Source organism: Clavibacter michiganensis subsp. insidiosus (genome assembly GCF_002240565.1).
Taxonomy (GTDB): Bacteria; Actinomycetota; Actinomycetes; order Actinomycetales; family Microbacteriaceae; genus Clavibacter; species Clavibacter insidiosus.
This window is the reverse complement of sequence record NZ_MZMO01000001.1, coordinates 2,266,865-2,284,566: the sequence shown is the minus strand read 5'-3', so window position 1 is coordinate 2,284,566 and position 17,702 is coordinate 2,266,865. Positions and strand designations below refer to the sequence as shown.

The window sequence follows — 17,702 nt, the reverse complement described above, 5'->3', positions numbered from 1 at the left end:
TAGGAGCCCATCCCCTCCATGACCTCCACGCGCACGTCCGCAGAACGCCTGCTCGACCGTCTCGTCCCGAAGCGCAGATCGGGCCCCGACGGGACCCGGCCACCTCGCCGCGACCACTCCGACCACCGCCTCCTCGAGGCGCGGTTCACCGGGTCCGTCGACCTCTACGAGCCGGAGCACCCGAAGATCGACCGCCTCGTCTTCGGCGTCACGGCCGTCCTCGCGGTCGGCTTCGTCGTGTGGGGGATCGTGAGCACCGATGGCCTCGCGTCGATCTCGGGCTCCGCGCAGAGCTGGGTCATCGAGAAGACCGGCTGGCTGTTCGTGCTGGCCGCGAGCTTCTTCGTGATCTTCGTCATCTGGCTGGCCGCGAGCCGCTACGGCCGCATCAAGCTGGGCGCCGACGACGAGAAGCCGCAGTTCAAGACGGTCTCGTGGATCGCGATGATGTTCAGCGCGGGCATGGGCATCGGCCTGATGTTCTTCGGCGCCGCCGAGCCGCTCAGCTTCTTCGTCACCCCGCCGCCCGGCACCACGCAGCCGGAGTCGGAGGCGGCGATCCGCACGGCCATGGCCACCGCCATGTTCCACTGGGGCCTGCACCCCTGGGCGATCTACGCGGTCGCCGGCATCGCGATCGGCTACGGCACCTTCCGCAAGGGCCGCAAGCAGCTCTTCTCCTCCATCTTCCAGCCGCTGCTCGGCACCAAGCGCACCGAGGGCTGGGCGGGCCGCGTCATCGACATGCTCGCGATCTTCGCCACGCTCTTCGGCTCGGCGGCCTCGCTCGGCATCGGCGCGACGCAGATCGGCGCGGGCCTCGAGTTCAACGGCTGGGTGGACGAGGCCACGGCGCCGCTGCTCATCGGCATCATCGTCGTGCTCACGATCGCGTTCATCTTCTCGGCCGTCTCGGGCATCGCCCGGGGCATCCAGTGGCTGTCGAACATCAACATGGTGCTCGCCGTCGTCCTGGCCGTGTTCGTGTTCGTCGTCGGCCCGACGCTGCTCATCCTCAACCTCATCCCCGCCACGCTCGGCGCCTACCTCGGCGACATGACCGAGATGGCGTCGCGCACCGCGGCGACCGGCGGCGACGAGATGAGCGCCTGGCTCTCCAGCTGGACCGTCTTCTACTGGGCCTGGTGGATCTCGTGGACGCCGTTCGTCGGCATGTTCATCGCGCGCATCAGCCGCGGCCGCACCATCCGCGAGTTCGTGGTCGGCGTGCTCCTCGCGCCCAGCATCGTGGCCCTCATCTGGTTCTCGATCTTCGGCGGATCCGCCATCCACGCGCAGCAGACCGACGGCGACATGACCGTCGACGGCGCCGTGGTCAGCGACAACACGCTGTTCCAGCTGCTCAACCACTACCCGCTGGCCAGCGTCAGCACCGTCCTCGTGATGGTGCTCGTCGCGATCTTCTTCGTCTCGGGCGCCGACTCCGCGTCGATCGTGATGGGGACGCTCTCGCAGCGCGGCGCGCTCCACCCGAGCCGCAAGGTCGTCATCTTCTGGGGCGTCGTCATGGGCGCGGTCGCCGCGATCATGCTCGCCATCGGCGGGGGAGGCACGGAGGCCCTCACCGGCCTGCAGAACCTCACGGTCGTGGCCTCGCTGCCGTTCGTGATCGTCATGCTCGTGGCCTGCTACGCGCTGTGGAAGGAGCTGCGCACGGATCCGCTCATCGTGCGCCGCCAGGTCGCGGTCGAGATGATGCGCGACGCCGTCGTCAACGGCGTCGAGCAGCACGGCGACCACTTCCAGCTCGCGGTCGACCCCGTCGAGCCGGACGAGGCGGAGGTCCGCGAGCCCCTCGGCGACGAGGACGAGGCCCGGCGCTCCTGAAGCCCGATCCCGACGACGATGCCGACCCGCTCCCCGCGCGCGGGTCGGCATCGTCGTCTCCCGGACAGCGGGCGCACGCGGCGGCTCCCCGACACCTCGCGGGCCGCGCGCGTCGGTAGGGTGACCATGATGACGACCTCCACCCCCGCCTCCGCACCCTCGCCCGCGTCCACCGACGGGCCGGGCCGCCGTGCCGCCGTCGTCTACAACCCGATCAAGGTCGACCTCGCGTCGCTGAAGACCAAGGTCGCGCAGGCGGCGGGCGCCGCCGGCTGGCAGGAGACCCTCTGGTTCGAGACCAGCGAGGACGACCCGGGCAGGGGCGCCGCCCAGGAGGCCCTGTCGCACGACGTCGACATGGTCATCGCGGCGGGCGGCGACGGCACGGTCCGCGCGGTGGCCGAGGGCATGTCGGGATCCGGTGTCTCGCTCGGCCTCCTGCCCTCCGGCACGGGCAACCTGCTGGCCCGCAACCTCAAGCTCACGCTCAACGACGTCGAGCACTCCCTCGCGGCCGCGTTCTCCGGACGCGACCGCACGGTGGACCTCGCGGCCATCGAGATCCTGCGCGAGGACGAGACGCGCGACAAGCACGTCTTCGTGGTGATGGCGGGCGTCGGCATCGACGCGAAGATGCTCGCGAACACCGACTCGGAGCTGAAGAAGCGCGTCGGCTGGCTCGCGTACGTCGACGCGATCTTCAAGGCGCTCCGCGACAGGGACCAGCTCCGCCTGCGCTACCGGCTCGACGGCCGCAGCGTCCACCGCCGCCGCGCGCACACGCTCATCGTCGGCAACTGCGGGTCGCTGCCCGCGAACATCCTGCTGCTGCCGGACGCCGCGGTCGACGACGGCATCCTCGACGTCGTGCTCATGCGTCCCGAGGGCGTCTTCGGCTGGCTCCAGATCTGGCTCAAGGTCGCGTGGGAGAACGGCGTCGTCCGCCGCACCGCCGCGGGACGCCGCCTCATGGGCCCGGAGAAGGAGGTGCGCGCGCTCGAGTACCGCACCGCCGAGGAGGTCGTGGTGCGCCTCGAGAAGGAGGAGGACATCGAGCTCGACGGTGATCCCTTCGGCCGCGCCCTGGGCTTCAAGATCCAGGTCCTCCCCGGCGGGCTGACCGTGCGGGTGCCGCAAGACTCCTGACCCGCGTGCCTCGGCCGCCCGCTCGCTCCCTCGGGCGCGTGTCGGCGGCCCGTGGGAGGGTCGCGGCATGATCCGCACCGTCGCGGTCTCCGGCTACCGCTCCGTCCGCGACCTCGCCCTGCCGCTCACCGGGCTCGACGTCGTCACGGGCGCCAACGGCAGCGGCAAGTCCAACGTCTACCGGGCGCTCCGCCTCATCGCCGACATGGCTCAGGGTGGGGCCGTCGGCGCGCTCGCCCGGGAGGGCGGGCTCGAGGCGGTGCTGTGGGCCGGCCCCGAGGGCCTGTCGCGCGCGATGCGCGACGGCGAGCACCCGGTGCAGGGCACGATGCGGAAGGGGCCCATCGCGCTCCGGCTCGGGTTCGCGGGCGACGACTGCGGCTACCTCGTCGACCTGGGCATCCCGCAGCGCGATCCTCGGGCCCTGCCGTCGACCATGTTCGGTCGCGATCCCGAGATCAAGCGCGAGCTGGTGTTCTCCGGCCCGGTCGCGCGTCCGCGCTCGCTCGTGCTGGAGCGCCGCTGGCAGGACGTGCGGGTCCGCGACGAGGCCGACGGCTGGATGCACGTGCCGGCCATGGTGCCGCCGCACCTCAGCGTGCTCAGCGAGGTCGCCGACGCGGTCACCAGCCCGGAGGCGATGATCCTGCGCCGCCGCATGACCGGCTGGCGCTTCTACGACCACCTGCGCACCGACGCCGACGCGCCCGCCCGGCGCCCGCCCGGCGCCCGCGCGTGGGCACGCGCACCGACGTCCTCGCCAGCGACGGATCCGACCTCGCGGCCGCCGTGCAGACCATCCGCGAGTGGGGTCGCGGCGACGCGCTCGACGCCATGGTCGACCGCGCCTTCCCCGGGTCGCGCGTCGTCATCCGCTCGCAGGACGGCGTGATGTCGCTGGGCCTCGAGCAGCCCGGCATCCTGCGCGTCCTCGACGCGGCGGAGCTGTCGGACGGCACGCTGCGGATGCTCATGCTCACGGCCGCGCTCCTCACCACCGAGACGCCGGAGCTCATGGTGCTCAACGAGCCGGAGACGAGCCTGCACGGCGACCTGCTGCCCGCGCTCGGCGAGCTCATCGCGGAGGCGTCCCGGCACATCCAGATCCTGGTGGTCACGCACGCGCCGGGGCTGGGCGCGGCCATCTCGGCACACGCGGAGGCCGGGGAGCTCGTGCTGGAGAAGCCGCACGGCGAGACGGTGCTGCGCGGGCAGGGCCTCCTCAGCGCGCCCTCGTGGGACTGGGGCACGCGCTAGCGAGCGACCTGCAGCGCACATGACGACGCCTCGCGGTCGCGGCCCGGGTGGGCGGCGCGAGCGGGAGACGTCGCGTGGTGCGGGGCGCCGGGATCAGCGGCCGAACGCCGCCGATGCGGGGCAGTCGAACGGGTCGCCGCCGGCCGAGAGGCCCACGCGGTTGAGGTACGCGATGACGATGCCGTACGAGGCCAGCAGGGTGGTCTCGGTGTACGGGATGTTGTGGGTCGCGCAGTACTCCTTCGCGATGACCTGGGCCTTCTTGAGGGCGGGCCGCGGCATGTTCGGGAAGAGGTGGTGCTCGATCTGGTAGTTGAGGCCGCCCATGTAGATGTCGGTCAGCCACGTGCTCTTGATGTTGCGCGACGTGAGCACCTGGCGGCGCAGGAAGTCGACCTTCGAGTCCTTCGGCAGCACGGGCATGCCCTTGTGGTTCGGGGCGAACGAGGCACCCATGTAGACGCCGAAGACGGCGAGCTGCACGCCGACGAACGCGAACGCCATGCCGAGCGGCAGGAAGAAGAAGACGACGGCGAGGTAGGCGACGATGCGCGTCGTGAGCATGGAGATCTCGAGCCAGCGCTTGTCGACCTTGCCGCGGCCGAACACGGTGCGGAAGCCGTGGACGTGCAGGTTGAGGCCCTCGAACACGAGGATCGGGAAGAAGGCGTAGCCCTGGTGGCGCGTGAACCAGCCGTAGATGCCCTTGGCGCGGGCGGCGTCCTCTTGCGTGAAGGAGATGACGTCGCGCTCGATGTCCGGGTCCTTGCCCATGACGTTCGGGTTCGCGTGGTGACGCGAGTGCTTGGTCATCCACCAGGAGTAGCTGATGCCGACGAAGAGGTTGGCGAGCGCGCGACCCGCGATGTCGTTGGCCTTGCCCGACTCGAACACCTGGCGGTGCGAGGCCTCGTGGGCGAGGAAGGCGAACTGGGTGAAGATGATGCCGAGCCCGGTGGCGATGAGCAGCTGGAACCAGCTGTCGCCGAGGAGCACGAAGCCGACGCCGAGGCCCACCAGGGCCGCGGTGATGCCGGCGAACATGAGCACGTAGAAGCCGACACGGCGGTTCAGGAGACCGGCGTCGCGCACGGTGTTGAGGAGGCCCGAGTACTCGGTGGTGGGGTTCGCCCCGCCTCCGCGCTTGGGTCGGGTCAGCACGATCCGGGGGGCTGCGGTGGTATCTGTCATGGTCAGCTCGTTCGTCCGTGGCCTCTCGGCCAGGTGGAGCGGGACGCCTCGGCGAGCCGCTGTCTGTCGTCGTCGCACGGGATGCGACGCGGCGCCGGGTTCTGGGGCAACCAGGTCCCAGACTGCCATGGCCCCGGGGGCGCCGCACCAGGGAGACTCACAGCGCGGACGGCGTGTCGCTGTCGGAGGCGCACATCGCCCCGAGGAGCCGCGGGTTACGGGCTGCTGGGGAGCTACGGCACGATGACCGCGCGGCCGCGGACGGTGCCCGCCGCGAGCGCGGCGTAGGCGTCCGGCCCGTCCTCGAGCGCGTACCGCTGCGTCTCGACGGTCACCTGGCCGGAGCGGGCCACGTCGAGCACCTCGATCAGCTCGGAGCGGCTGCCCCAGTAGGGGATCCGCACGGCGGCGTCGAACGCGATGCTCCCGAAGCCGACCTCCATCGTGCCGCCGCCGATCCCGACGATCGTCACGTCGCCGGCGGGCTCGACCACCTGGAGGGCCGTGGTCATGGTGGGGTTGGCGCCGACGAAGTCGAAGACGGCCTGGACGCCGCGGCCTCCCGTGATCGCGCGGATGCCGTCGGCGGTCTCCCGGTCGCTGATCACCGTGTGGTGCGCGCCGACGTGGCGGGCGAGCTCGAGCTTCTCCTCGTTCACGTCGAGCGCGATGACCGTGGCGCCGCTGAGGGCGCGGAGGATCTGGATCCCGACGTGCCCCAGCCCTCCCGTGCCGATGACGACCGCGAAGGTGCCCGCGCCGAGCTTCGGCAGCGACGTCTTGATGGCGTGGTACGGGGTGAGGCCGGCGTCGGTGAGGGAGACGTTGGCGACGGGGTCGAGGTCGCCGAGCGGCACCAGGTGGCGCGGGTCGTCGACGATCATGTACTCCGCCATGGCGCCGGGCGCACCGAGCCCGGGAGGCTGGACCCCCTCGGCGGCCGCGTTCTCGCAGTAGTTCTCGCGACCCTCGGCGCACGCGTGGCAGCGGCCGCAGCCCCAGGGCCCGTAGACCGCGACGGCGTCGCCGACGGCGAGGTGCTCGACGCCCGCGCCCAGCTCCTCCACGACGCCCGCGCCCTCGTGGCCGAGCGTGAGGGGGAGCGGGTAGCCGGCGGCGCGGTACTCCTCCTCCGAGAGTCCCATCACGTACTCGTCCGAGTGGCACACGCCGACGGCGGTGACGCGGAGGAGGACCTGACCGGGCCCGGGCACGGGCTTCTCGATCTCGACGACCTCGGGGTGGGATCCGATGCGGGTGTACTGGAGCGCCCTCACGCGTCCACGGTATTCCCCGTGCGGGGGAACTCCCTGGACGCGCCGTGCGTCAGGGGAGGCGGCTGCCGTGCGGCGGGGCGACGGGTGGGGCCTGCGTGCGCTCGGACTCCGGGAGCGCGAGCTCGGCGTCGGCGGCGTCGCGGAGGAGGGCCATGGGGCCGGCGGCGAGCGACTGGGTCCAGAGCGTCGACGCGGACATGAGCAGGTAGATCGGCGTGAACCACAGCAGGGTGCCGGGGTCTCCCGCGAGGGCGTAGGCGGGGAGCCCGACGAGCGCCATGACGCTGAGGACGAGCGCCCCGGGCACGGGCGCGGCCGCCTGCGCGATCGCCCGGCGGGACTCCGTGGCCACGCGTCCCGCTGTCCCGGGGGCGAGGGAGACCCGGCCGCGCGGGTCAACGGCGTCGTCGAGGAGGGCCGCGTCCCGCCAGGCCGGGTGCTTCCCGGCGACCGTCGGATGGCGGCCGATCGCGCGCGCGAGCCAGATCGACACCGGGACCACGGTCGCGGCGGTGCCCACCACCGCTCCGAGCACGATCGCTCCCGGGAGCGCGGTCTCGGGACCGTCCGCGCGAGCGAGCACGGGCGTGATCAGCAGCGCCATGGCGACGCCCGCGACGAGCGCGACGACGAGCGCGACGAGACGGCGACGCGGGGTCACGACGTCGGCGATCCAGGCGACCATGGCCCCTGAACCGATGCGGGCGAGCGCGCGCCTGCCGTGGCCCGGGTCCGCGGGAGCGTCGGCGTCGAGAGCGGCAGCGTCATCGGCGCTCGTGTCATCGGCGGTCATTCGGGCCTCCCGGTCCGGGGCCGGTCGACTCGCCCCCGTCCATCCTCCCGGGCGGACGGATCAGGGACGAACCGTCGTGCGCCCCCTGTCCGGGGCGCGCGATCGACGCGGGGGCTCGTCCGTCGGGGCTGGACGGACGTCGGCGGTGCCTGGGAGGCTCGCGGCATGACCGCAGCGCAGCACCCTCCCGACGACGCCATCCGCGACGACCTGATCCGCCACTTCCGGCTCGCGCGCGAGGCGCTCGTCTGGAAGCTCGACGGCCTCGGCGAGCACGACGTGCGCCGGCCGCTCGTGCCGACGGGATCCAACCTGCTCGGCCTCGTGAAGCACGCGGCGGGCGTCGAGGCCGGCTACCTCGGCTTCGTCTTCGGCCGGCCGTTCCCCGAGGAGCTGCCGTGGATGGAGGAGGACGCGCCGCCGAACGCCGACATGCGCGCGACCGCGGAGGAGTCGCGGGCGGACATCCTCGGGCTGTCCGCGCGGGTTGGGGCGCACTCGGAGGCGACGCTCCGGGCGCTGCCGCTCGACGCCGTCGGTCGCGTGCCGTGGTGGCCGGGGGAGGCCGGGCGGGTGACCGTGCAGCGGATCGCCGTGCACCTCGTCGCGGAGCTGAACCGGCACGCGGGGCACGCCGACATCCTGCGCGAGCTCGTCGACGGCGCAGCCGGGCTGCGCGCCGCCAGCGGCAACCTGCCCGACGGCGACGCCGACTTCTGGCGGGCCGAGCACGCGGAGACCGCCCGCGTCGCTCGGCAGGCGGCGGGGCTGCCGCCGGTCGACTGACCGGGGCGCCCCGCCGAGCGGATCGCGACGGCTAGCGGCGCGCGAACCGCAGGGTCGCGATCTCGAACGGCCGCAGCGTCAGCTCGATGCCGTCGCCCGTCACCGGCGCGTCCGCGCCCGCCAGCGGCCGCTCGAGCAGGTCGGTGCGGGTCGCGGGGCCGAGGCCGGCCGCCGCATCCACCCGCACGACCGTGCGCTCCCGGCCGCCGCGGGCCTCGTAGAGCCGCACGACGAGGTCGCCCGAGCGGTCCTCGGCGAGCTTGACGGCCTCGATCACGACGGCCGCGTTCGACGACGTGACGAGCGGCGCGACGCCGTGGTCTCCCGCGACCTCGCGCACCGGCAGGTTCAGGCGGTAGCCCGCGTCGGCCGCATCGAGCACATCGGGCGCGACGCGCACGGCGGAGCGCAGCATGTGCCGGCCCTGGTCGGCGTGCGGGTCGGGGAACACGGGCGCCCGCAGGAGCGACTGGCGCACGAGGGTCGCGCTGCCGCCGGCGGGGCGGGGGATCCGCGTCACGTCGTGCCCGTACGTCGCGTCGTTCGCGACCGCGACGCCGAAGCCCGGCTCGCCCACGTGCACCCAGCGGTGGGCGACCGTCTCGAAGCGCGCGGTCTCCCACGACGTGTTCGCGTGCGTGACGCGCTGCACGTGCCCGAACTGCACCTCCGACGCGGCGCGGTCGGCGTGCACGTCGAGGGGGAACGCGAGCTTCAGCAGCTTCTGCCGCTCGTGCCAGTCGATGTCGGTGACCACCTGGAGCTCCGGCTCGCCGGCGGGCAGCGTCCACGTCTGCGTGACGCGCGAGGTGCCGAACGCGCGCTCGATCACCAGGGCGTCTCCGTCGATCCGCGTCGCCGCCACCTCGGTGAGGTCGGTGCGATTGCGGCGGTAGGCGTCGTCGATGTCCCACGCGTCCCACTGGTTCGGGGTGTCGCGGAACAGCTGGAGGAGGCCGAGGCGCTGGCCGGGGGCGACGAGGTCGCGGCCGGACGCCGCGTCGACGAGCGAGGAGACCGTGCCGTCGGCGTCGAACCTGGCGCGGACGAGGCCGTTGTCGAGGAGCCAGCCGTCGCCGTCCGCGACGGGCGCGGGCAAGGCGGGGCCCGGATCCACGACCGCGGCCGACAGCGCGCCGACGCCCGCCGCGTCCACGGGCGCCGCGTTGAACGCGACGCGCCGGTCGCCTGGTCCCGCCAGCGCCGCCTGCGCGTCGGCGACGAGCTCCCGGAGCCGGCCCTGCACGCGGGCGTGCTCGCGCTCGGCCTCCTGGTGCACCCAGGCGATCGACGTGCCCGGCAGGATGTCATGGAACTGCAGCAGCAGCACCGTGCGCCAGAGCGCGTCGAGCTCGTCGTGCGGGTACGCGACGAGGTCGCGCACGGCGGCGGTCGCGAGCCACAGCTCCGCCTCCCGCAGCAGGTGCTCGCTGCGCCGGTTGCCCTGCTTCGTGCGCGCCTGCGACGTGTAGGTGCCGCGGTGGAACTCGAGGTACATCTCGCCCGACCACACGTGCGGGTCCCGGATCTCGGCCCTCGCGGCGTCGAAGAACGACAGCGGCGTGCCGAGCTCCACGCGCGGCGACCCCTCGAGGTCGCGCGTGCGGTGGGCGGCCGCGACCATCTCGCGCGTCGGCCCGCCGCCGCCGTCGCCCCACCCGAAGGGGACGATGGACGCGTTGCTCACGGCCTTCTCGGCGTGCTGCCGCTCGGCGCGCGCGAGGTCCTCCCCGGAGAGGTCGGAGTTGTAGGAGTCCACCGGCGGGAAGTGCGTGAAGACGCGGCTGCCGTCGATCCCCTCCCAGAGGAACGTGTGGTGCGGCATCGTGTTGGTCTCGTTCCACGACTGCTTCTGGGTGAAGAAGTACTCGGCGCCCGCCCCCCGCACGATCTGCGGCAGCGCGCCCGTGTAGCCGAACGAGTCGGGCAGCCACACCTCGCGCGAGTCGATGCCGAACTCCTCGAGGAAGAAGCTCTTGCCCTGCACGAGCTGGCGGACGAGCGCCTCGCCGCCCGGCATGTTCGTGTCCGACTCCACCCACATGCCGCCCACCGGCACGAAGCGACCCTCGGCCACGCGCTGTCGGAGGCGCTCGAACAGCTCCGGATGGTCCTCCTTCAGCCACGCGTACTGCTGCGCGCTGGAGGCGGCGAACACGAAGTCGGGATCCTCGTCCATGAGCGCGAGCACGTTGGAGAACGTGCGCGCCACCTTGCGGCGCGTCTCCCGCACGGGCCAGAGCCACGCCGAGTCGATGTGCGCGTGGCCGACCGCGGTGACCCGGTGCGCGCTCGCGTGGGCGGGCGCGGCGAGCGGGGCCTCCAGCTGCCGGCGGCCCGCGGCGGCCGTACCGGCGACGTCGTCGGGATCCACCGCGTCGCACATGCGCTCGAGCGCCGCGAGGATCTCGGCGCGGCGGGACGACGCCGGATCCAGCTGGGCCATCAGACCCCGCAGCGTCCACACGTCGCGGTCGAGCTCCCAGACGGCCTCGTCGCGCCAGGCGAGGTCCATCGTGCGCAGCCGGTAGATGGGCTCGTCGCCCGCGGTCGCGGGGTCGCCGAGCGGCGTCTCGCCGTGGAAGGAGTCGCCGCCGATGTCGGGGTTCGATGCCGCCTCGATCCAGAGGTCGATGCGCGTGCCCGGTGCGGTGCCGGCCCCGACGGCCGCGAGCGGCACGTACCCGTTGTACGGCTCGATGGCCTTCACGACGCTGCCATCGGGCCGGTGCACGAGGCCCTCCGCCTGGAATCCGGGCTGCCGCTCGCTGAAGCCGAGGTCGACGAGCACCTCGAGCGCCGTCCCGTCGGCCGCGGCGTCCTCCGGCACGGTGCCGGTGACGTGGAACCAAGTGGTGCCCCAAGCGCGGCTCCACGGGGTGCCGACCCCGAAGGGCCGGTACTCCTGCCGCACCGCCTCGGCGAACGGCACGGGTTCGCCGGGCGCGTCCCACGCCTCGATCGCGAGCGGCATCCGGCGGCGGTGGACGTTCGGCACGAGCCGGTCGCGGACGAAGCGCTCGATGCGGGCCTCGGCGAGCGCGGTGGTGGGGGGCATGGTCGTCTCCGATCGTGTGGCGCGGCGGACCGCGGGCGGGTGTCTCCAGCGTGCGCCGCGCGGGCCTCTGCGTCCGGCGCGGGTGGTGCGGTGGTGATGCGGGGATGCGCGGGCCGCTCAGCCCTTCACGGCGCCGGCGAGCGCGTTCGACCCGCCGAGCGTGCGCGAGACGAGGACGTACAGCGCGATGACGGGCACCGAGTAGACGAGCGAGAACGCCGCGAGCTGGCCGTACGCCACGGATCCGTACTGCCCGAAGAAGGCGAAGATGCTCACGGCGGCCGGCTGCTTGTCCGGGCTCAGCAGCAGGATGAAGGGCACGAAGAAGTTCCCCCACGCCTGGATGAACACGAAGATGAACACCACCGCGATCCCCGGCCGCATGAGCGGCACGACGATGTGGGTGAGCGTGCGCATCATCGACGCGCCGTCGGTCCACGCCGCCTCCTCGAGCGAGATCGGCACGGAGTCCATGAAGTTCTTCGCCATCCAGATCGCCATCGGCAGGCTCGTGGCGGCGAGGAAGAAGACCGTGCCGCCGATCGAGTCGATGAGGTCGAGGGTCACGAAGAGGCTGTAGACGGGGACCATCATCGCCGTGATGGGCAGGCACGTGCCGAAGAGGATCCCGTAGAGGAACGGCTTGGTGATGCGCATCCGGTACCGCGACAGCGGGTACGCCGCGAGGATCGCGACCACCACCGTCACGACGGCGCAGCCGCCCGAGAGCACGAGGCTGTTCATCAGCGGGATGAAGGAGATCTCCGGCGTGAGCACGGCCCGGAAGTTGTCGAGCGTGAACCCGTCCGGGACCTTCGCCGCGAGCGTCGCCGACGGATCGAAGGCCGCGAGCAGGAGCCACACGAGCGGCACGGCGAAGCACAGGGCGACGAGCACCAGCACGCCGTTCGCCACGGCGCGCATCACGCGGCCGCTCGGCGAGGTCATGCGCGATCCCGGCGGCCGGGCCGACCGCCTCGCGCGGGCCGGCCGGGCGGCGGCCGGGGTCATCGTGGTCACGGCCATGGTCAGTCCACCTCCGGGCGCAGCGCCCTGATGTAGATCACGCTGAACACCGCTCCGACGAGCAGCATGATCGTGGCGATCGCGGTGCCGAAGCCCAGCTGCGAGAACTGGAACGCCTCCTGGTAGGCGAGGATCGGCAGGGTCGAGCTGCTCGTGCCGGGGCCGCCGCCCGTCATCACGAAGATGAGGGTGAAGACCGAGAGCGTCTGCAGCGTGGTGAGCATGAGATTCGTCGAGATGCTGCGGCGGATCATCGGCAGCGTGATGAAGACGAGCCGCTGCCAGCCGGTCGCGCCGTCCACCTCCGCGGACTCGGTGATCTCCGGCGGCACCTCCTGCACGGCCGCCGCGTAGACGAGCATGGAGAAGGCGGATCCGCGCCACACGTTCGCGAGGATCACCGACAGCAGCGGCAGGCCGTACAGCCAGTTCGCGCCCTCGATCCCGAACCATCCGAGGATCGTGTTGAGCGTCCCGTCGTCGTCGAAGAACGCGTACGCGGCGAACGCGGCCACGATCTCCGGCAGCACCCACGCCGCGATGACGAAGGTGCCGACGATCGCCCGCACGACGCGGTTCCCCTGCCGCATGAGCAGCGCCAGCCCGAGGCCGACGACGTTCTGCCCGACGACCGCCGAGAAGAACACGAACGCGAGGGTGAGGAGCACCGACTTCGGGAAGTCGGGATCCGAGAACAGCGCGGTGTAGTTGTCGAAGCCGATGAACCGCGCGCCGCCGGCCGCGTACCCGGTGAGGGACGCGTCGGTGAAGGAGCCGTACAGGCTCGAGATCACGGGGCCGAGGAGGAAGAGGGCGAGCAGGACGATGGAGGGCAGCAACGGGACGGTGCGCGCGCCGGTGCGCAGCGCGCGGGCGCGGGCCCGGCCGGGGCGGACCGGCGACGGCCCGCCCGCGCCCGGATCCGACCCCGCCGCGCCCCGCCCGTCGGCCGGGCGGCCGACCGGGACGGGGGCGATGGTGGTGGCCACCGGTCAGTCCTCCGCCTTCTGCGTCCCGTCGTCGCCGACGATGCCGACGAGCGCCTGGTCGTACGCGGCCGCGGCCTCGGCGGGCGACTGCTGGCCGGTCATCACCGACTCCATCGCCACGGTGATCGCGTTGGAGATGCGGCTGTAGTCGCTGGTCGCCGGGCGGAAGTGGGTCGTGTCGACGAGGGAGGAGAAGAACGCGGACGTCGGGTTGGAGGCGACGTACGCCGGATCCTCGGCCACGTCGCTGCGGACCGCGATCTGGCTGGCCGCGATGTCGTAGGACGTCGAGCCGTCCTTGTCGAGCGCGTCGGCGATGAACTCGAACGCCTTGTCGGGGGCCTTCGTCTTCGCGCCCACCGCGAGGGTCCAGCCGCCCGACATGCTGACCGAGCCGGGGGCCTGGCCGTCCTGCGTGGGCATGGGCGCCTGGCCCATGACGTCGCTCCACTCGGGCCACGGGTTCGTGCCGGTGTCGAGCCAGGTGCCGCTCAGCCAGGAGCCGTCGAGGTCGATCGCGAGCTTGCCCTGCGGGAGCCACTGGCCCGCGACGATGGTGCCGATGTTGGTGTCGAGCGCCTCCTCGGGCTTCGGGCCGACGCCGCCCTGGTACACGTCGCGGATGAAGCCGAGCGAGTCCTCGAAGCCCTGCGATCCCGTGAGCCACGTGCCCGTGGCGTCGTCGTAGAGCGTGCCCGTGGGGGTGCCGTAGTGCAGCATCTCGAAGCCCTGCATCGTCGCGCCCTCGCCCTGCGGCTTGCCCGAGTAGACGTTGAGCGGGACGACGTCCGGCAGCTTCTGCTTGATGGTCTTCGCCGCGTCGAGCACGTCGTCCCAGGTCCTGGGCTCCCACGGCACGGGGAGGCCAGCCTTCTGGAAGAGCTGCTTGTTGTACCAGAGGGCGCGCGTGTCGGTGCCCATCGGGATCCCGTAGACCTTGCCGTCCTCGCCGACGCCCGCCTGCTTGGCGGAGTCGAAGAACTCGGACCAGTCGTCCCATTTCGCGACCTGGTCGTCGAGGGGGAGGAGGTAGCCGGCGGCGGCGTCGGACTTCACCTTGAAGGTGTCCTCGTACATCACGTCGGGGGCCGTCGAGGCCGAGCGGTTCATCAGCGCGAGCTTGGTGAAGTAGTCGTCGTTCTGCGCGGCGATGGGCACGAACTCGACCTTCATGCCGGGGTTCGCGGCCTCGAAGGTCTTCGCGGTCTCCTTCATGTGGTCGTCCATCTGGGTGAAGGTCCCGAACTTCTGGTACGCGACCTTGAGGGTCTTCCCGTCGCCGCCGCCGCCCGCGCCGCTCGAGCAGCCGGTGGCGAGGAGGAGGGCGGCGACGGACGCCGCCGTGATCTGGAGGATGCGGGCCCGCGTCCTGCGGCGAGGCGGATGGTTCGTCATGGTGCTCCCTTGCTCCACTGGCCAGGACGGTCGGCATCGTCGCCAGCCGTCGAGGGTTAGCCAAACGTATGGACTAATCCGTGTCAAGACATCCTGGCCACGATCCGGTGGTGGAGCGCGGTGGACCGGCGGCTAGCCGCGGATGAGCATCGCCGACGGGCGCGGCGAGAACGCGTTGTCGAGCACGAGGCACGCGGCGCCCACGGCGGCCACGTCCTCGCCGACGGCCGACTCGACCACCCGCACGGGGTGCTTCGCGATGAGCGCGGGGGAGCGCCGCACCTCCTCCGGCAGGGTCGCGAGCACGAGGCGCGCGATCGGGTGCCAGAACGGGCCGCCGCAGACCACCTCGTCGAGGTCGAGCAGGTTCACCTGGATCACGATGGCGCGCGCCAGGTGCCGGGCAGCGGCCTCCACGATCCGGCGGGCGGGCCCGTCCTCCGCGTCCGCGCGGGCCGCGAGCGCGTGGAACGCCTCCCCGATCAGCCGCATGTCGACCGTGTCGCCGCTCGCCGCGGCCTCCGCCAGCGCCGCGTCCGACACGTCGCCGGTCCCGAGCACGCCGCCCTCGACGGCCTGGCGCACGAGCGCGTGCGGGGTGATGAGCTCGCCCACGCAGCCGACGCGCCCGCACGTGCAGCGCCGGCCGCGCGCGGCGACCATGATGTGGCCGGAGTCCCCGGCGTTCGAGCTCGCGCCGCGCACGGGCTCGCCGCCGAGCACGAGACCCGTGCCGAACCCGGTGCCGTAGTAGACGAACGCGAGGTGACGGCGATCCCCGGGGCCGAACCACAGCTCCGCGACGGCGGCCGCGGTCACGTCCTTCTCCAGGAGCACCGGCAGGCCGGTCGCGGTGCTGAGGGCCGAGCGCAGCGGCACGTGGCGCCAGCGGGGGAGCATCGGCGGATCCCGCACGAGGCCCGCGCCCACGTCGATGGGCCCCGGGGCGGCGAGGCCCACGCCGAGCACCGCCTGCCGGTCGACCCCCGCGTCGGCGATGAGGCCGTCGACGAGCCGCGCCACGAGCGCCACCACCTCGTCGGGGCGGGACGCGGAGGGCGTCGGGCTGCTGACGTGCCGGAGCACGGTGCCCTCGAGGTCGAGCAGCACGGAGGTGATGACCGCGGGATCCACGTGCACGCCCACCGCGAAGCGGCCGTCGGGCACGAGGTGCAGGAGGGTGCGCGGCTTGCCCGGCCCGCGGAGCACGGTGCCGCCCTCGCGCACGAGCCCCTCGTCGATGAGGCGGCGCGCCACGTTGGTGACGGTCTGCGCGCTGAGGCCCGTGCGCTCGGCGATCTCGGACCGGCTTGCGCCGTACGCCGTACGCCGCCCGGCGGACGGCGTCGAGGACGACCGTGCGGTTGTAGCCGCCGATGGCGGGCAGGTTGGTGCCGCGTCGCATGGGCGCTTCCTCCCGCCGGCCGTCGCCCGCCGGGCGCGGGCCTCTCCGCAGTATCCCGGATGCGCGCACGGCGGTCGCACCGCGCGCGGCGCCCGCGCCAGGCCTTACCGCTGCCCGGGGGAGACCGCGACACGCCCGGCCGCGCCGACCGGAGGCGGAGGAGGGTGGGGGCATGACCGATCTGCTCGCGACCGCCCACGAAGCGGCTCGCACCCTCCCGTCGCCCCTCCCCGCCGCGCGCGGCCCGCTCAGCGCGGCCCTCCTGGCCGATCTCGCCGGCGGATCCTCCGCTCCCGACCTCGCGGCGCTCGCCGCCGAGGCGCTCGCCGCGACGGACGACGTCGTCCGCGACGACGACGTCCAGCTGGCCCTCTTCTGCCTCTACGAGCTGCACCACGCGGGCCTCGAGGGCGTCGACGACGACCGCGAGTGGGACCCGCGGCTCATCGCCGTCCGCGGGATCCTCGAGTTCGCGTTCGAGGCCGCCCTGCGCGACCGGATCCCCGTGCCCGAGCGCCCGGAGCCGACGTCCGCGGGCGTCGCGGCCGCGCTCTTCGCGCTCACCTCGGCCGACTCCGGCCCGTCGCTCTCGCGCTTCGTCGCCCGGAAGGCCAGCGTCGAGCAGCTCCGCGAGTTCCTCGTGCAGCGGTCGATCTACACGCTCGGCGAGGCCGACCCTCACTCCTGGGCGATCCCGCGCCTCCGCGGCCGCGCCAAGGCCGCGCTCGTGGAGATCCAGGCCGACGAGTACGGCGGAGGCCGGCCCGAGCGCGTGCACGCGACGATCTTCGGCGCGACCCTCCGTGGCGTCGGCCTCGACGACCGCTACGGCACCTACCTCGACGACGTGCCCGCGATCACGCTGGCGTCCTCCAACGCCATGTCGCTGTTCGGCCTGCACCGGCGCCTCCGCGGCGCGATCGTCGGCCACCTCGCCGCGTTCGAGATGACCTCGAGCGTGCCCAGCCGCCTCTACGCGAGCGGGATCCGCCGCCTCGGCTTCGGCGACGACGTCGCCTGGTACTACGACGAGCACGTCGAGGCCGACGCCGTGCACGAGCAGATCGCGGCGCACGACCTCGCGGGCGGGCTCGTGGAGTCGGAGCCCGAGCTCCTCGACGACGTGCTGTTCGGCGCGGCCGCGTGCCTCGAGGTCGAGGGCTGGGTCGGCGCGCACGTGCTGGCCCGTTGGCAGGCCGGCCGCTCGTCGCTGCGGGAGGGCTCGACGGCCGCCGTCGTGGCCGCGGCGTGAGCGAGCCGTCCGCCGGCGACGCCCCAGCGCCCGGTCCCGCGCCCGCGCGCGCGCCCGCTCCCGAGCCAGCGCGGATCATCGCGTACCCGGACGGTCCGCTCCTCGTCCGCGGCGACTTCGAGATCGTCGATCCCGAGGGGCGCCCGGTCCCGCGCACGCGGAGCACCGTCGCGCTCTGCCGCTGCGGCGTCTCGTCGATCAAGCCCTACTGCGACGGCACGCACCGGCTGGTCGGCTTCCGCACGGATCCGCCCGCGCCCGCGGCCGACTAGGGGCGGC

Annotated in this window: 13 protein-coding genes and 2 pseudogenes; 6 read left to right on the top strand and 9 right to left on the bottom strand. The window is 73.0% G+C overall.

Annotated elements, in window-relative coordinates:
- Window positions 1–18 precede the first annotated feature (18 nt).
- The 3 genes and pseudogenes from B5P21_RS11055 (at window position 19) to B5P21_RS11045 (ending at window position 4,251) form a co-directional block, all read left to right on the top strand.
- Complete coding sequence (locus B5P21_RS11055) at window positions 19–1,848, top strand: BCCT family transporter (RefSeq protein WP_045527340.1); 1,830 nt, start codon at window positions 19–21, stop codon at window positions 1,846–1,848.
- Window positions 1,849–1,977: 129 nt separating this feature from the next.
- Window positions 1,978–2,994 (top strand): diacylglycerol/lipid kinase family protein, encoded by a 1,017-nt coding sequence (locus B5P21_RS11050; protein ID WP_045530234.1) that lies wholly within the window; start codon window positions 1,978–1,980, stop codon window positions 2,992–2,994.
- 67 nt (window positions 2,995–3,061) lie between these two features.
- A pseudogene (locus B5P21_RS11045) lies at window positions 3,062–4,251 on the top strand (AAA family ATPase).
- Between the two features lie 93 nt (window positions 4,252–4,344).
- On the opposite strand, the gene B5P21_RS11040 reads toward B5P21_RS11045, so the two are convergent.
- The 3 genes from B5P21_RS11040 to B5P21_RS11030 form a co-directional block, all read right to left on the bottom strand.
- A complete protein-coding gene (locus B5P21_RS11040) occupies window positions 4,345–5,442 on the bottom strand; it encodes a fatty acid desaturase family protein (protein ID WP_094171149.1) in 1,098 nt (365 codons plus the stop codon).
- Window positions 5,443–5,675: 233 nt separating this feature from the next.
- Entirely contained in the window at window positions 5,676–6,719 is a 1,044-nt protein-coding gene (locus tag B5P21_RS11035; RefSeq protein ID WP_094171148.1) for an NAD(P)-dependent alcohol dehydrogenase, read from the bottom strand.
- A gap of 49 nt (window positions 6,720–6,768) precedes the next feature.
- Window positions 6,769–7,512: a hypothetical protein gene (locus B5P21_RS11030; RefSeq protein WP_045527342.1), complete on the bottom strand. Its 744-nt coding sequence runs from the start codon at window positions 7,510–7,512 to the stop codon at window positions 6,769–6,771.
- A gap of 165 nt (window positions 7,513–7,677) precedes the next feature.
- On the opposite strand from B5P21_RS11030, the gene B5P21_RS11025 reads away from it, so the two are divergent.
- The gene (locus tag B5P21_RS11025; RefSeq protein ID WP_094171147.1) at window positions 7,678–8,298 is read left to right on the top strand and encodes a DinB family protein; all 621 of its coding nucleotides are present in this window, start codon (window positions 7,678–7,680) and stop codon (window positions 8,296–8,298) included.
- Window positions 8,299–8,329: 31 nt separating this feature from the next.
- Here B5P21_RS11025 and B5P21_RS11020 read toward each other — a convergent pair whose 3' ends face one another.
- The 6 genes and pseudogenes from B5P21_RS11020 to B5P21_RS17325 all read right to left on the bottom strand — a co-directional run.
- Window positions 8,330–11,356, bottom strand: a complete 3,027-nt coding sequence (locus tag B5P21_RS11020; protein ID WP_094171146.1) for an alpha-mannosidase — start codon at window positions 11,354–11,356, stop codon at window positions 8,330–8,332.
- A gap of 117 nt (window positions 11,357–11,473) precedes the next feature.
- On the bottom strand, window positions 11,474–12,382 hold the full coding sequence (locus B5P21_RS11015) for a carbohydrate ABC transporter permease (protein ID WP_094171145.1): 909 nt from the start codon (window positions 12,380–12,382) through the stop codon (window positions 11,474–11,476).
- A gap of 2 nt (window positions 12,383–12,384) precedes the next feature.
- A complete protein-coding gene (locus B5P21_RS11010) occupies window positions 12,385–13,371 on the bottom strand; it encodes a carbohydrate ABC transporter permease (RefSeq protein ID WP_094171144.1) in 987 nt (328 codons plus the stop codon).
- Between the two features lie 3 nt (window positions 13,372–13,374).
- Window positions 13,375–14,766, bottom strand: a complete 1,392-nt coding sequence (locus B5P21_RS11005; RefSeq protein ID WP_094171143.1) for an extracellular solute-binding protein — start codon at window positions 14,764–14,766, stop codon at window positions 13,375–13,377.
- A 132-nt stretch (window positions 14,767–14,898) separates the two neighbouring features.
- Complete coding sequence (locus tag B5P21_RS11000; RefSeq protein WP_246865325.1) at window positions 14,899–16,023, bottom strand: ROK family protein; 1,125 nt, start codon at window positions 16,021–16,023, stop codon at window positions 14,899–14,901.
- 9 nt (window positions 16,024–16,032) lie between these two features.
- Window positions 16,033–16,251, bottom strand: a pseudogene (locus B5P21_RS17325) (hypothetical protein); the annotation flags it as partial.
- A 92-nt stretch (window positions 16,252–16,343) separates the two neighbouring features.
- Between B5P21_RS17325 and B5P21_RS10995 the strand changes: the two are divergent.
- Entirely contained in the window at window positions 16,344–17,423 is a 1,080-nt protein-coding gene (locus tag B5P21_RS10995; RefSeq protein ID WP_045527350.1) for an iron-containing redox enzyme family protein, read from the top strand.
- A complete protein-coding gene (locus B5P21_RS10990) occupies window positions 17,420–17,695 on the top strand; it encodes a CDGSH iron-sulfur domain-containing protein (RefSeq protein WP_045527351.1) in 276 nt (91 codons plus the stop codon). Before B5P21_RS10995 ends, B5P21_RS10990 begins: the two co-directional genes overlap by 4 nt.
- Window positions 17,696–17,702: the final 7 nt, after the last annotated feature.

Excerpts from the sequence above, each read along its gene's own strand:
- B5P21_RS11055 (WP_045527340.1), top strand. The coding sequence starts at position 19 with ATGACCTCCACGCGCACGTCCGCAGAACGCCTGCTCGACCGTCTCGTC.
- B5P21_RS11005 (WP_094171143.1), bottom strand. The coding sequence starts at position 14,766 with ATGACGAACCATCCGCCTCGCCGCAGGACGCGGGCCCGCATCCTCCAG.
- B5P21_RS11015 (WP_094171145.1), bottom strand. The coding sequence starts at position 12,382 with ATGGCCGTGACCACGATGACCCCGGCCGCCGCCCGGCCGGCCCGCGCG.
- B5P21_RS10995 (WP_045527350.1), top strand. The coding sequence starts at position 16,344 with ATGACCGATCTGCTCGCGACCGCCCACGAAGCGGCTCGCACCCTCCCG.
- B5P21_RS11050 (WP_045530234.1), top strand. The coding sequence starts at position 1,978 with ATGACGACCTCCACCCCCGCCTCCGCACCCTCGCCCGCGTCCACCGAC.
- B5P21_RS11025 (WP_094171147.1), top strand. The coding sequence starts at position 7,678 with ATGACCGCAGCGCAGCACCCTCCCGACGACGCCATCCGCGACGACCTG.
- B5P21_RS11040 (WP_094171149.1), bottom strand. The coding sequence starts at position 5,442 with ATGACAGATACCACCGCAGCCCCCCGGATCGTGCTGACCCGACCCAAG.
- B5P21_RS11020 (WP_094171146.1), bottom strand. The coding sequence starts at position 11,356 with ATGCCCCCCACCACCGCGCTCGCCGAGGCCCGCATCGAGCGCTTCGTC.
- B5P21_RS11030 (WP_045527342.1), bottom strand. The coding sequence starts at position 7,512 with ATGACCGCCGATGACACGAGCGCCGATGACGCTGCCGCTCTCGACGCC.